This is a genomic window from Saccharicrinis sp. GN24d3 (assembly GCF_052400645.1).
In the GTDB taxonomy this organism is placed as follows: Bacteria; Bacteroidota; Bacteroidia; order Bacteroidales; family Marinilabiliaceae; genus Saccharicrinis.
The window spans coordinates 443208-457743 of record NZ_JBQTGI010000002.1 but is presented as its reverse complement, the minus strand read 5'-3'; the positions used below and the strand labels follow the sequence as shown (position 1 = coordinate 457743).

General features: G+C 40.3%; 13 protein-coding genes. 5 read left to right on the top strand and 8 right to left on the bottom strand.

Translation table 11 applies throughout. The features are described from left to right. Window positions 1-128: 128 nt before the first annotated feature. On the top strand, window positions 129-1148 hold the full coding sequence (gene gldB / locus ACT29I_RS04310) for a gliding motility lipoprotein GldB (protein ID WP_430931551.1): 1020 nt from the start codon (window positions 129-131) through the stop codon (window positions 1146-1148). After that, the gene (locus ACT29I_RS04305) at window positions 1145-1696 is read left to right on the top strand and encodes a 5-formyltetrahydrofolate cyclo-ligase (RefSeq protein ID WP_430931549.1); all 552 of its coding nucleotides are present in this window, start codon (window positions 1145-1147) and stop codon (window positions 1694-1696) included. Before gldB ends, ACT29I_RS04305 begins: the two co-directional genes overlap by 4 nt. Window positions 1697-1746: 50 nt before the next feature. Here the strand turns inward: ACT29I_RS04305 and ACT29I_RS04300 are convergent, their stop codons facing one another. Together ACT29I_RS04300 and ACT29I_RS04295 are read right to left on the bottom strand one after the other, a co-directional pair. Next, on the bottom strand, window positions 1747-1914 hold the full coding sequence (locus ACT29I_RS04300; protein WP_430931548.1) for a DUF362 domain-containing protein: 168 nt from the start codon (window positions 1912-1914) through the stop codon (window positions 1747-1749). 154 nt (window positions 1915-2068) lie between these two features. Next, entirely contained in the window at window positions 2069-3256 is a 1188-nt protein-coding gene (locus ACT29I_RS04295; RefSeq protein ID WP_430931547.1) for a M20 metallopeptidase family protein, read from the bottom strand. A 254-nt stretch (window positions 3257-3510) separates the two neighbouring features. Here ACT29I_RS04295 and ACT29I_RS04290 point away from each other — a divergent pair, with 254 nt between their 5' ends. Further along, on the top strand, window positions 3511-4440 hold the full coding sequence (locus ACT29I_RS04290) for a cation diffusion facilitator family transporter (protein ID WP_430931546.1): 930 nt from the start codon (window positions 3511-3513) through the stop codon (window positions 4438-4440). Between the two features lie 168 nt (window positions 4441-4608). Further along, complete coding sequence (locus ACT29I_RS04285; RefSeq protein ID WP_430931545.1) at window positions 4609-6585, top strand: cation:proton antiporter domain-containing protein; 1977 nt, start codon at window positions 4609-4611, stop codon at window positions 6583-6585. 198 nt (window positions 6586-6783) lie between these two features. Here the strand turns inward: ACT29I_RS04285 and ACT29I_RS04280 are convergent, their stop codons facing one another. From ACT29I_RS04280 to ACT29I_RS04265, 4 genes are all read right to left on the bottom strand, one after another. Further along, complete coding sequence (locus ACT29I_RS04280; protein WP_430931642.1) at window positions 6784-6939, bottom strand: YdeI/OmpD-associated family protein; 156 nt, start codon at window positions 6937-6939, stop codon at window positions 6784-6786. Window positions 6940-8262: 1323 nt separating this feature from the next. Then, a complete protein-coding gene (locus tag ACT29I_RS04275) occupies window positions 8263-9360 on the bottom strand; it encodes a redoxin domain-containing protein (RefSeq protein ID WP_430931544.1) in 1098 nt (365 codons plus the stop codon). 48 nt (window positions 9361-9408) lie between these two features. Then, window positions 9409-10527, bottom strand: a complete 1119-nt coding sequence (gene meaB / locus ACT29I_RS04270) for a methylmalonyl Co-A mutase-associated GTPase MeaB (protein WP_430931543.1) — start codon at window positions 10525-10527, stop codon at window positions 9409-9411. Between the two features lie 140 nt (window positions 10528-10667). Further along, window positions 10668-11777: a DUF1573 domain-containing protein gene (locus ACT29I_RS04265; protein ID WP_430931542.1), complete on the bottom strand. Its 1110-nt coding sequence runs from the start codon at window positions 11775-11777 to the stop codon at window positions 10668-10670. A 673-nt stretch (window positions 11778-12450) separates the two neighbouring features. On the opposite strand from ACT29I_RS04265, the gene lpdA reads away from it, so the two are divergent. After that, the gene (gene lpdA / locus ACT29I_RS04260; protein WP_430931541.1) at window positions 12451-13842 is read left to right on the top strand and encodes a dihydrolipoyl dehydrogenase; all 1392 of its coding nucleotides are present in this window, start codon (window positions 12451-12453) and stop codon (window positions 13840-13842) included. An 82-nt stretch (window positions 13843-13924) separates the two neighbouring features. On the opposite strand, the gene ACT29I_RS04255 is transcribed toward lpdA, so the two are convergent. Both ACT29I_RS04255 and ACT29I_RS04250 read right to left on the bottom strand, forming a co-directional pair. Beyond that, window positions 13925-14281, bottom strand: coding sequence for a TM2 domain-containing protein (locus ACT29I_RS04255; RefSeq protein ID WP_430931540.1), 357 nt, complete (start codon window positions 14279-14281; stop codon window positions 13925-13927). Next, the gene (locus ACT29I_RS04250) at window positions 14278-14472 is read right to left on the bottom strand and encodes a DUF2752 domain-containing protein (protein ID WP_430931641.1); all 195 of its coding nucleotides are present in this window, start codon (window positions 14470-14472) and stop codon (window positions 14278-14280) included. Before ACT29I_RS04250 ends, ACT29I_RS04255 begins: the two co-directional genes overlap by 4 nt. Between the last annotated feature and the right edge of the window lie 64 nt (window positions 14473-14536).

Genomic DNA, 14536 nt, shown 5'->3' with positions numbered 1-14536 from the left:
CGCAAAAATACTAAATGTATTAACAAACTTACTTGATATCAGCCTAATTCCATTTGCAAAATGATAAGGATAGGTATTTTGTGCTAAAATATTTAAGTTTGGTGTCGTTAAATTTTAAGTGAAATCAGATGTGTACTTTTGCTAATAAGTTTGTACTGTTATTTTGTATTGTGTTGGGTGTTACCTTTTTTTCGTGTAAGGATAAAAACATGTATCCCGATGTAAGCGATATTGGGATTGATATAAACGTTATTCCAATCTATCAGGATATACACGGCATGGATACCATGAAAGTGGGCGAGGAGATTGCTCCGGTCATTGCTAAATATCCAGAGTTTATGACGGCGTACAGTTATAAAATAGCAAAACTTGGCAATCCCGAAGCACAGGAATATGCGGATCGTTTGTATGGTTTTGTTACCTATCCTGCCAATAAAGATATCTACCGGAAGTCAAAGGAAATATTTCCTGACTTCAATGATTTTCAGAAGCAACTGGAGAAAGGATTTAAGTATTACAAGTATTACTTTCCGGAGATGCCTGTTCCGGATGTCTATCTGATGATATCAGGTTTCAGCCAATCCATAGCCGTGGATTCGGCCTGGGTAGGTGTGAGTATTGAAAAGTATCTTGGACAGGATTGTGAGTTTTATGCGTGGCTGGGCATACCCAAATATCTTCGGAAGGGTATGGTTAAGGAAAAGATGGCGCCTGATGTTTTGAGAGCCATAGCTATGACCAATTATTCTAATGCCAGGGAGGTGGACGACTTAATCAACAATATGGTCTACCAAGGCAAGGTAAGGTATTTTGTGCACCGGATGTTTCCCGATATTCAAGATACCTTGCTTTTTGATTATTCAAAGGAACAGATGCATTGGTGCAATAATCACGAATCGGATATGTGGGCATCGCTTGTTGAGTGGAAACATCTTTTTAAGGAAGATAGAATGTTGATTCAGAAATATACGGGAGATGCTCCTTTTACCTCAAACTTTGGCAATAATTCGGCACCAAGAGCCGGTGAGTTTCTCGGATACAAGATCATAGCGTCTTACATGAATAAAAACAAAACGGTAAGTTTAAAAGATTTAATGGAAGAAACGGACGGTCGTAAAATACTGGCAGCATCAAATTATCGGCCATGACGGATGTGGTAAGTCAGAAGAAAATACTACGGCAGCAAATAAACGATCAAAAAAAGCTGCTGACTGCGGAAATAAGAAATCGGCAGGCAAAGCAGGTCTTTGACCAGCTTGAACAACAAGATACTTTTATTCATTCGGATCATATGTTGTGTTATTGGTCGCTGCCCGATGAGTTGCCTACGCACGAATTTATGAATAAGTGGTATAGGAAAAAGAATTTTTACCTTCCCAAAGTGGTGGGCGTGGAATTAAGTTTGCATTTGTATAAAGGAGAATCATCCTTGAGCAAAGGTGCTTATGGTATTTGGGAACCAACAGGTGCTGAATTGCTACAGCCGGAAGTGATTGATGTAATTATTGTTCCGGGAGTCGCTTTTGCAGCTTCCGGAAACCGGATGGGTCGAGGTGGGGGATACTACGACAGGTTATTGCCTAAATTGCAAAGCGCTTATAAAGTCGGTGTGGGGTTTAATTTTCAGCTGGTTGAAGGTATACCGACTGAGCCACACGATATAAATATGGATTGTGTGATAACCGGCAGGACATAAAAAAACCCGCTTTGTTAAAAGCAGGGTTTAAATTCTTTCTCGATAAATCATTATGCCGGATGGATAGCCTCGGTCGGACAAACATCAGCGCAAGAACCGCAGTCAGTGCAAGCTTCAGCATCAATTTTATAGATATCACCCTCAGAAATAGCATCTACCGGGCATTCATCAATGCATGTTCCACATGCAATACAATCTTCGTTAATAACGTAAGCCATTTTTGTAATGTTTTTAATTAGTATTAGAAAAGCAAATGTATTTTCTTTTTTTTTATATTAAAACAATATCATCGGTTTTAAGTTTATTTGAAATGTTTTTAAATAAGTTTTATGGGTCGAAAATTACTTTGAAATATCCCTAAGTCCTTTGTAGTCAACTTAAAATATCTAAGGCGATATAGGCCATCAGTCCGACGGAAGTTTCCAGAGATGATTCGTTGAGGCTGAATCCCGGGGTGTGTAACCCACCGGTATGGATATGGTTTGGTTGTTTAACCCCAAAGCGATAAAAAGTACAAGGGTAGGCTTGTGTGTAATACCCGAAATCCTCAGCCGTCATCCTGATATCCATTTTGTGAACATGCTTGTGGCCGAGAAATTCTTGCGCGGCAGTATACGCTTTTTCAGTGACCTCCGTATCATTTGTAACCACAGGATATCCATCGTTAATTTTCACCTCGCATGTTGCACCCATGCTCTCCGCCATTTCGGTGGATATTTTACGGATCTGGGCTTTAATTTTTGCGCGCCATTCCTCGTTCATCGTCCTTAGTGTACCTGCTATTTCCACTTTTTCGGGTATTATGTTGGTGGCGCCATCCGCAATGACTTTCCCAAATGACAATACGGTTGGAATATTTGCAGGAACCATTCGGGCAACAATCTGCTGCAGCGACACAATAATATTGGCCGCAATTAACACATTGTCGTTTAAAGTGTGTGGCATGGCGGCGTGTCCGCCCTTTCCTTTAATGGTCAAATATACCTCATCGCCCGAAGCCATGTACATTCCCTCCTTAAAACCAACATGGCCTGTTTCCATATCAGGCAGCACGTGTTGGCCAATTATGATTTCCGGTTTAGGATTGTCTAACGCCCCTTCTTCCATCAAAAGTTTGGCGCCACCCGGAAATTTTTCCTCGCCCGGCTGGAAAATCAGCAAAATAGTCCCTTCCCACTGGTCTTTTAATTCGTTTAATATTTTTGCGGTGCCCAACAATGAGGCAGAATGTGCATCGTGTCCGCAGGCATGCATGACTCCTTTGTTGCACGATTTAACAGGATTATCCTCATTCTCGATAATGGGTAATGCATCCATATCAGCCCTTAAGGCGATCACCTTTTTGTCAGGATTTTTTCCTTTGATGGTTCCGATAATGCCCGTTTTCACATAGCCCGCCTTGTATGGTATTCCGTACGCGTCCAACTTGGAACAGATATATTTTGACGTGTTAAATTCTTCAAACGAAAGCTCCGGGTTCTCGTGAATATGCCTTCTGATTTCTATAATTTCGGGATAGTATTTTTGGGTTAGCTCTTGAACTTTTTGCTTCAAATCCATAATTACTTTTTAAAATATGATTCCTGCAAATATACTATTATGATTTAAAGGACGGACAATGCTTTCGGTTAATCGCAGTTCTTCCATGTTTGTAATGACCTGCAATTGTATATAGCGCTGACAAGGGCAGCAAACCCTGTAACGGGTGGACGCAGTTAGCTTATAGGATTAAAAAATGTAGTAGGAAATTTCGATAATTTTACCATTGAGCTACCGAATTAGATCAAAAACTCTATTTTTACCCTAAAAAAAATATGGGACATCATCATCATGACCATTATCACGGGCATCATCATCCCGAATTACAGGGTAAGAACCTGATGATTGCCATATTGCTAAATGTACTGATTACAGTTTCGCAAATCATAGGCGCCATATTGAGCCACTCCCTATCCTTAATGACAGATGCCTTGCATAACCTTTCGGATGTAATGGCTCTGGTGATTAGTTATGTGGCTAATAAGTTGGCCAAAAGGAAACCCACGAACAGGCAGTCTTTTGGATATAAAAGAGCCGAAATTTTGGCGGCCTTCATCAATGCTGCGACGCTTTTGGGCATTTCTATATATTTAATTGTGGAAGCTATTGAACGCATGGTAATGTCAAAAAGTGTTGAAGTAGGTGGCGAATTGGTGATGTGGCTGGCCGGATTAAGTATTGTAGCCAACGGTTTAAGTGTGTTGCTGATACAAAAAGATGCCAGGAATAGCATGAACATGAAAGCGGCCTATCTTCATCTTTTCTCCGACATGCTTACTTCTATTGCTGTATTGATAGGTGGTTTTTTAATGATGAATTATAAATTGTATTGGGTGGATAGTTTGTTGTCGGTAATTATTGCCGTGTACCTGATCGTTTCCAGTTGGAAACTGGTGATAGGTGCCATGAAAGTGTTGATGCAGTTTACCCCGCAAGATATTGACCTAGATAAGATAAAGGAAGTAATCTGTGGGTTGAACCAGGTTGAAAACGTACATCATGTGCATATTTGGCAGCTTACCGATCATGAGATACATTTCGAGGCGCATATCGATTGTTCGGAAGATTTGATATTGTCGCAAGTAGATAAGGTGATGGACAAGGTGCGAGAACTGCTACATCACGAATTTAATATCCACCATGCTACCCTTCAGCCGGAATTTCATGTTTGCGATGATAAGTCGCTGATTGCGTATGGGGAGTAGGAGATTTTTTATGTTTGGGCTGTGACTAATCGAAGTCAACGTTCTGCGTTTTTGATTTATCTTGGTTCTGGCTTGTTCTGGGTAATGTTGGCCAATAGGCTGTTTTCGAGGGTATAGGATACGAATTGTAAATATAAACGAATAGTAATCACATAAATTTTACCATCCATGGAATTTTCAATACTCACTGATATTGTAATAATATTTGCACTATCAACATTGGTAAATTTAATTTTTACAAGATTAAGAATACCAACCATTGTAGGTTATTTGCTAACGGGGATTCTTGCTGGCCCTCATCTTCTTTCCTTGGTAAATGGAGAACATGAAATCGAGGTGTTAGCGGAAATTGGGGTCGTTTTATTGTTGTTTACTATCGGTCTGGAGTTTTCGTTAAAGCACCTGCTGAAAATCAGAAAAATAGTATTTCTTGGCGGATTATTGCAGGTTTCAATAACGGCCGCATTATTTTATGGTATTGCCCATTTTTATGGTCTCAGTTGGCAAACGAGTATATTTATTGGTTTTCTTGTGGCATTAAGTAGTTCGGCGCTGGTACTAAAAATATTGCAAGAACGATCAGAACTCTCTTCTAATTATGGGCGAACTATTTTAGGTATTCTGATATTTCAGGATTTATTACTGGTGCCGTTAATATTGTTTGCCAATCTACTTGGGGAAAATGATGTTCATATTGCCCGGGAATTCTTATTTCTTGGGCTAAAAGCAATTTTCATTATAGGTTTTGTTTATGTCGGGAATAAGTGGCTGTTGCCAAAACTTTTGCATGTAATAGCCATGACAAAAAATCAAGAGCTATTTATGATGAGTATTTTTCTCATTTGTCTCGCAATAGCACTTTTAACAGCCCAGTTAGGGATGTCTCTCGCATTTGGTGCTTTTTTGGCGGGACTAATGATTTCTGAATCTCAATACAGCCATAACGCATTTTCTAATCTTATTCCATTTAAAGATACGTTTACAAGCTTCTTCTTTGTATCCATTGGCATGCTGCTGGATTTGACATTTGTGGTCGATAATTATTTGCTGGTTGGTTCTATTGTAGTTGTGGTTATTGCGGTTAAAACAATTATAGCCGGTGGTGCTGGATTTATTTTAGGTCATACCTTGCGCGGTACTGTTTTGGTAGGACTTGCCTTAAGTCAAGTTGGAGAATTCTCATTTATCCTTGCTAAAATAGGATTAAACAATTCGATCATAGATGATTATTTTTATCAGCTATTCCTGGCTGTTTCAGTAATCACTATGGCTTTTGCCCCTTTTTTAATGAGTCTGTCAAGACCCTTGTCGAATTTTTTGTTGAAATTACCGCTGCCCAAATTTTGGGTTGACGGGTTGTTTCCGTTAAAAGAAATCGAAATACCCGATTTTAAAAATCATCTTGTAATTATTGGAACGGACACGAGTGCCCTAAAGCTATCGTTAATGGCCCAATTAAATAATCTGCACCACGTGTCCATCATTTTTGACCCCTTAATTGCAAATGAAAAAATTCAGAATGGTGATTTGGTGGTTTATGGTGATGCTGTTAATGAACCCATATTATTAAAAGCTCATGTGGATACGGCTGAAATTGTCATGGTTTCTGTAGGGAGATTAATACCATCTATGGCCATCATCGAAAAAGTTAGACAGCTGAATAAAAAGGCATATGTCATTGCGCGGGCAAAACATATCCGAAATGTAGAACAACTGTACCAACTTGGAGCTGACCAGGTTTTGCCTGAAAAACTGGAGATTGCGATAGATTTGTTCAAAAGGATACTGGTTAAAAAATTATATCCTCAAAAAGAGGTTAATCGTATTTTAACCCATATCCGAAATCTGAATTTAGGGGAATTTTCGGAAAGAGATATCATTAATCAGCCAAGCATACTGGATGAACTGCAGCATATGAATATATCAGCCATAAAAATCGAAGTAAATTCTCCTGTTGATGGGAAATCGCTTGCCGAAATTAAGCTGCGAAACAAAACAGGAGTTACGCTCTTGGCTATCAAACGTGATTCATCCATAATTGAGCATCCTGTGCCAACTACTGTTCTCAGGAGTAATGATGTCGTTTATGTATTGGGTAATCCGGAGCAAGTCAATTGGGCGTTTGAATTATTTGATAAAGAATAATGCTGATGGAAGATGCGTTTGTTTATTTGTTAACAATAAAGCCATGCCACCCCACGATGTAGTGCCGTGCGATGTTTAACAAACCATGCGAGATTTGTGCGGCAACGGTGGTTTCCATGTAACACTGTTTGTTAAATACAACTATTCGCTAAAAATGAATTGATTAATAGGATTATTTTCCTTTTTGTTCTGATATTTTTAGTTTAGCGAATTGTTTTTTTTATTACCTGCATTCTTCACTGTTTCTTCAATTCGCTTTCGTCTGGTTTTCGGTCGTTTTGCCAAAATAATCCGCTGTAACATTGCTCTTCGAACGGATTTACTTAGACTTAAAAAATGCTTCCTTCTTCTGATGATTAATTTCGACCCATCTTCTCCAGTCTTGTTTACTTGATGGACAAAAACTTTCGATATCGCTATTCACATTCAATCTTTTGTATTCTCTTTCAATAGAATGCACTGTTAACCAGGATATTCATCCTCTGCCTTAGCGGAGGCTTACAAAACCGCGCTAAAAGCCGTAATGCTTATGTTTTTATATCCAAGCGATCTGGCTGTCTGCGAAGGTGTGGTCGTGCTTTTATTTCCTGAAAAAACCAATTTTGGGAAAATACCAAACTTTTATGTCTTTGTTGACTAGGATTCAGTTAGTCACAACAAATGAGAGGGTATGTAATAGGTACATCACTCCCCAAATTACAAGGTAAATAATAATCCGTGAATTTATAATGGCTGCATTGATCTCTCGGTTGTATTCATCTTATAGACCGTGCTAATGATAACTCCAATATAACCAACAAAAAGCAAATTGAATATGAAGCACTTGGTTACCCATGTCAAACATGATTTTGTAATTTACCAAGCATGGGATTCGGTTCCATACGATTGCATTGCTGTTCAGAAAGGATGTGTACCCAAAAACATATGGAATTGGTTGGTTTGCACTTATTCATCAGTCTCAAAAATTCGTATGTATTATGATGAGTCAACGTGTGGAAAATAATATATAAAAATGATTTCTGTTCATTTATTCATCTGGCGAATAAGATGTAAATGTCAGTATGAAAGGTTTAAAGCGGAGCTTAAGTGTTTTTAATTTTTACAATATAGCTTTCGTTTGGCATTAAGGTTAAGCATGGTGTATTTAACTGCAGTACTTGGTCGACAGAAAAATTCATATGGTCTAAGTTTCAGTCCAACAGCTTCACCACTGACTTGTATTTAAACCGTAATGTCTCAAATTACACGAATTTTTAAACCCGAAGTGCATACTTTATATCGCAAATCTTAATCCTTAATTCCCAACATCGATAGATTGATTCTTACATCTCGAACCATAATTGCCGAATCGTGAACCTCTCTGAACGATTCTACAACCTCAATGATTGGATCACGAACCACGCTGAAATGAACTTTACCAAAGTTTTAAACTCTGGAAAAGTTGGAATTAGGGAAGGTGGAGACTTTCAGATACAAAAAAAGGCGTCCTTTGGACGCCTTTCAAGTTATATCTAATTTTAACCGAAACTACAATTGATATGGGTTACTAGTAGAGCATTCAATAAATTCCGTTAAGAAGTTCAAAGCTTAAAAAACGATTGTATGTAATTGTTTCTTAACTGATAATATCAATTTCACTATATAAACTTTATACTTTGAAACTTCACGAGTTCAGCACTAGTTCAATAGTTCGGCCAATTTTTCTTCCAGGGCAGGGCCTCTAAGGTTTTTAGCAACCACTTTTCCTTCTTTATCTAATAATAGAGTAAAGGGAATTCCCGTAACACCGTATGTGTTGGCAATGTCACCTTTCCCATCGATTACCTGGGTCCAGGTTAGGCCATCGTCGTTAATGGCTTTTCTCCAGGCGGCAGAATCCCTGTCTAACGAAACGCTTAATACCTCAAAGCCTTTAGCGGCATATGTTCCATAAGCTTTAACCACATTCGGGTTCTCTTCGCGACAAGGCTTGCACCACGAAGCCCAAAAGTCAACCAAAAGATATTTACCACGTAACGATGAAAGCGCTACATTATCACCGTCCACCGATTCCAGGGTGAAATCAGGTGCAACGGCACCAACTTCGGTAGCTTTAGCCGCAGCGGCCGCTTTTTCCATGGGCTCCAGGGCTTTTTTCAAATCGGCCACATACTTGCTGTCGCCAAGGTTTGCCTCAAACTCGGCCGTAAGGGCTTTAAATTCTTCAACTTCAAACTCACTAATCGCCTGCATAGCCATATGTGCACCAACCACGCTGTTGGTGTTGTTTTTAATAAAATCAATGAAGTACGCTTTTTGCTCTTCCATAAGCTCGCTGGCTTCTTCGCGCAATGCCTTCTGTATTTCATTGTCGCCGGCACCCATTGCCTTTTGATACTCTTCGTTAATTTGGTTCAGACGATCTGATCCCGGAAGCTCCTTTACAAAATTGTTGTACACATCTGTTATGGCCGATCCTGTGATAACAGCTTCCTGCATGTTTTCGGTATTGGCTTCGATGGTGATGTTGGCGTTTTCGCCGAAGAATACGATAGGGGTACGGTTGTTTTCAATAAAAATCAAATACAACTGAGGTTCGTCCACAGTTCCTGTAAAAGTAAATTTACCTTCTACAATATCGGTTGTGTCCAAAGAAGCAGGTCTACCGTCCACAATGTTTCTCAAGATGGCTTTCCCTTCAGTAACCCCCTCAATGGTGCCGTTTATGGTAAAAGTTGATGGCTGACAGGCAGCGAAAATAATGGCCATTACTGCCACTAAAAATAAGTTCTTCATTCTGAATCATTTTAAGGGTAAGATAATATTTTACCCGGTTGAAATTATTTACTGGTTTATTTTTTCAAAATATTGGTTTAACAATTCCTGCGCGGCCGTAAACGAGCTTACTTCGTCGTTTAACACCTTTTGTTTGTACTTTTCTGTTAACGTTGCAATATCAGGATTGTTGTAAAAGTTCGATTTTAAATTTTCGTTGATCGATTCGAACATCCAGTACTGCGACTGTTCGTTCCTCCGGTACGAAAAGAATCCGTTTTTGTTTGTTTTTTCAACGTATTCGTTCACCATATCCCAAATTTCGTTAATCCCTGTTTTTTCTAAGGCAGAACAAGTCTCAACCCTGGGTATCCATCCCGATGGTGTGGGAGGGAACAGGTGAAGGGCGCTGGTGTATTCTGTTTTGGCCAGGTTGGCACGTTGAATGTTGTTTCCATCGGCTTTGTTGATGACGATGGCGTCGGCCATTTCCATGATGCCGCGTTTGATGCCTTGTAACTCGTCGCCGGCCCCGGCCAACATAATCAACAAAAAGAAATCAACCATGGAATGCACGGCGGTTTCGGATTGTCCAACCCCGACCGTCTCAATAAAGATGGTATCGAAACCTGCGGCCTCGCACAAAATAATGGTTTCCCGTGTTTTGCGGGCAACACCACCCAGCGAGCCTGCTGATGGCGAAGGACGGATATAGGCATTCGGTTCAGCGGAAAGTTCCTCCATACGGGTCTTGTCACCCAGGATACTCCCTTTAGACCTTTCGCTACTGGGGTCAATAGCCAGAACGGCCAATTTTCCACCCTGTTGTATAATATGCATCCCCAGGGCTTCAATGGCGGTGCTTTTCCCTGCCCCCGGCACGCCCGTAATTCCTAGGCGGATGGAGTTTCCTGAATAGGGAAGGCATTTTTCTATAATTTGTTGGGCCACGCTCTGATGATTCGGAAGCGAGCTTTCAACCAAAGTAACCGCCTTGCTCAATAGTGTGATGTCCCCTTTTCTTATACCTTCAAAAAATTCGTCCGCGGTAGGTAATTTCCTTTTTTTCTTCAGGAACCTTTGCGCTGCTGCGGCATTTACAGTCTGAACATTTTCTACTCCTTTGTTGACGTTCAGGTTACTGTAATGCGGGTCGTTCTCGATATGATGATGGTTGTCGTTAATCATTCCTGCAATAAATTTATTGCGAATTTACATTAAATCCACATTAATCGTCACTTTTTTTTAAAAACAAAAACGGAATGCCCCCAGTGATAAGGGCATTCCGTTATATCGTTTTAATATTCGACTAAAATTCGAATATAATATTAGTTGGTTACCGTCCCTTGAATTCGTAATAGTGTGCTGCTGGCCAATGGATCATTGGTAATTACGGTAACCGATTTGTTTTGGCGACCTTTTTTACCTGTCGAGTTAAACTCTGCCACAATGGCTGTTTTCTCACCCGGGGCAATCGTGGTTTTTTCCGGTTTGATAGCGGTACAACCACAAGAGGCTTTCACCTTACGGATAAGTAAGTTTGACTTTCCCGTGTTGGTAATATAATAGGTGTGCGTGGCCTTTTGCCCTTGTTTAATCTCACCAAAGTCGAAGACCTTGTTATCGACACTTATTTTAGCAGCATTTGCTTTTTGCTCCTGGCTCCAGCTTGCAAAATCCTCTTGGATATTCGCGTTTACGCTGATACGGTTCTTATAGTTGGTTTCCCCGTTAATTTTCAAGAAAACCTGATCATAAACAAAACCCCAATCGTTTTTGGCGGCAGCATCGTAAGTGGCTGTAATAATTCCTTTTTCTCCCGGTTTAAATATGTTGGAGTGGTTAACCGTGGTAGCGTGGTTTAACGGACTTGCAAATAACGTAATATGCTTGGGTACACGGTCAAAATCCAGTGTAATCGTTTGGTCGGAAGTATTTATAAAATCAACCGTTTCGCTCTTTTTTTCATTAGGCTGTATGCGCGTGAAGCTAATGTGGGTACTTTTAAAACGCAATGGACCAACCGCTCTCGGGTACGTGTCTTCCACCGTTTTGGGTCGGGGTTTTACATTACCGGTTATCCTTAAAACGGTATTAGGATTAGCTGTGTTGGCGGTTACCGTAATGGTTTTATTAAAGTTTCCCGGACGGTTTCTGGGGTCAAACGTGGCTTTTACATACCCTTTGGCACCCGGGGCAATCGGTTTCTTACTCCATTCGGGAGAAGTACAACCGCAGGATGCTCTTACGTTATGAATAACTAACGGCAGGCTACCGGTATTGGTAAAGCTGAATTCGTGTGATACTTTTCCGTCCGCTTCCTTAACTTCACCAAAATTGTGAAGGGTTTCGTTAAAGGAGAAGGCCGGTTTTGAATGCTGCGCCCACGAGGTGGATACCCAAAGTAAAGCAAAGGCATATAAAACAATCTTTTTCATTTTCAATCGTATTTTGAAATGTTATCTGTTAGTTAAAGTCTATCCGGTGTTTTATGAGACTACAAAGCTAATAAAACAAATGCAACGCCCGAATATGAATGTTGCGTTTTAACATCATGTTAACGCAACGCGGCATTGCAGTTCGTTCATTTCGGTACAGATGGTTTAAACGAGAACAATGCCAAAATGTTACTAAAAAAAATACCTGATTCCAGCAGATTAAAATGACCTACTTAGAAGGATGGCTGCGAATATGCGGGATGTCGCATTTCAATTACCCTGAATGTCTACCTTTTAAGAAGGTGCGAAAAAGATAGTGTTGGGTAAAAAAAACGGAATGGGTTAGATGAAGTTTATTTTTTGGGGATAAAATTATGTGATAAGTTTATTTTCCATGAGACAGGAGTTTTAACATATGGATTGAATTAAATCATGTACTTATTTTTTGTTGTGTACGTTTAATATTCTACCTTAGAATCTCTCAATCGATTGGTTCATCAGGTATTTTCTGGTGCCTATTTAGGGATAAACAATTAGGTAAATGTATTCAACCTTTTTGTTTAAGCTTTGTTAATTTATCGTTGCCGTAAAATATATTAGGCTATCAATTGATTTTGAACGTGGTTTAATTGGTGGTGTGACCGAATTTTAAAGAATTATATACCTTAGAAATATGCAATACGATTTAGTAGTTATTGGAAGTGGCCCAGGGGGCTATGTAGGAGCCATACGTGCTTCGCAATTAGGCTTAAAAGTAGCCATAGTAGAAAGAGCAGAACTGGGCGGGATTTGTCTGAATTGGGGTTGTATCCCTACCAAATCTTTGTTGAAGAGTGCTACAGTTTTCGAATATATTCAACATGCCGGGGATTACGGGATTAAGATAGAGGGGGAGTCGAAGGCCGATTTCGAATCCATGGTTTCAAGAAGCCGGGGAGTAGCCGACGGTATGAGTAAAGGTGTTCAGTTTTTGTTGAAAAAGAACAAGGTAGATGTTATCAACGGTTTCGGGAGATTAAAGGACAACAAAACCGTGGAGGTTAAAAAAGAAGACGGAAGCACCCAAGATGTTTCCGCCAAACATATTTTATTGGCAACAGGAGCACGCAGCCGCGAGCTTCCCAACCTTCCGCAGGATGGAGTTAAAGTTATTGGATATAGAAAAGCTTTGACGTTGGAAAAGAAACCGGAATCAATGATTGTGGTGGGTTCGGGCGCCATCGGAAGCGAATTTGCCTATTTTTATAATTCCATTGGAACCAAGGTTACCCTCGTGGAATTCTTGCCTAACATTGTTCCGTTGGAAGATGAAGAAGTATCTAAGCAATTGGCGCGTTCATTTAAAAAGGCTAAGATAGATGTGATGGTATCTTCGGAGGTGCTTAGCGTAGATACAAGTGGCGATAAGGTGAAGGCGGTCATAAAAACTAAAAAGGGTGAAGAAACGCACGAAGCCGACATAATTTTATCCGCTGTAGGTATCTCACCCAATATTGAAGGAATCGGATTGGAAGAAGTAGGGGTGACCGTGGAAAATGGTAAGATTAAAGTAGACGAATTCTACAAGACTTCGGTTGATGGTGTTTATGCCATAGGTGATATAGTGCCGGGACAGGCATTGGCGCACGTTGCATCTGCGGAGGCTATTACCTGTGTGGAGAAAATTGCCGGACATACCCCGGAACCAATTAATTATAACAACATACCGGGTTGTACTTATACTTCCCCCGAAGTGGCTTCTGTGGGCATGAGCGAAAAGGCAGCCAAAGAAGCGGGTTACGAACTCAAGGTAGGTAAGTTCCCATTTTCGGCATCCGGCAAAGCCAGCGCTGCCGGTCACAAGGATGGTTTTGTGAAACTGATTTTTGATGCCAAATATGGTGAGCTGTTGGGGGCGCACTTAATTGGTGCCAATGTAACTGAAATGATCGCGGAACTTGTGGTGGCCAAAAAGCTGGAAACAACGGGCCATGAGTTGATAAAATCGGTTCATCCTCACCCTACCATGTCCGAAGCCATTATGGAAGCCGCGGCGGCGGCGTATGATGAGGTGATTCATATATAGAGGAACTTGAGAATAATCCACCTTAAAAATATAGGCGGTATCAGCATTTTGGTACCGCCATTTTTTTAGCATATTTGCTATACTACTTCTTTGCCATAGACATATAGGCTTTAACTTCAAATGCCATTTTCTGATTGTACTCAAACGCCAACGATTTATAATTGACCAGGTCAACGATTGTTCCGATTAAGCACAGTCCGGCTGTTAAAAAATATAATACACCCATACCTATTTGATTAATGATAAAACGGTGTATGCCTGCAACCCCGAACAAACCGACCAAAGCCAGTAGTAATATCATTTGTGGATCTTTGCGCCTGCTGCGGTATAGCATTGCAAAGGTTTTAACTTCGTCATCTGAATAATCTTTGATGACGTCGTCAATAAATGAGGCTTCTTCCAGCTCTAGATCGGGAAAAAAGTTGAGAATTCTGTTCATTTGAGTTTGTTTTTAAATTGGTTGTTTCTGAAAATTTGAAATATTCTATATGTCAAAATCACCACCGCTAAAATACCCAGCGGATGGCTGTTGAATGAATTTGTGATCTCTCCCCTGGCTATAAAGCCCACCGAATGCCCCAGGCCACAACCGGGACAAAATCCTAAACCGCAGTTTTTAAATAAACACATTGAATAATGGCTGTTTTCATAAGGATCGGAAAACGCCATAAGCAATAGTCCAGCTGTCCAAATG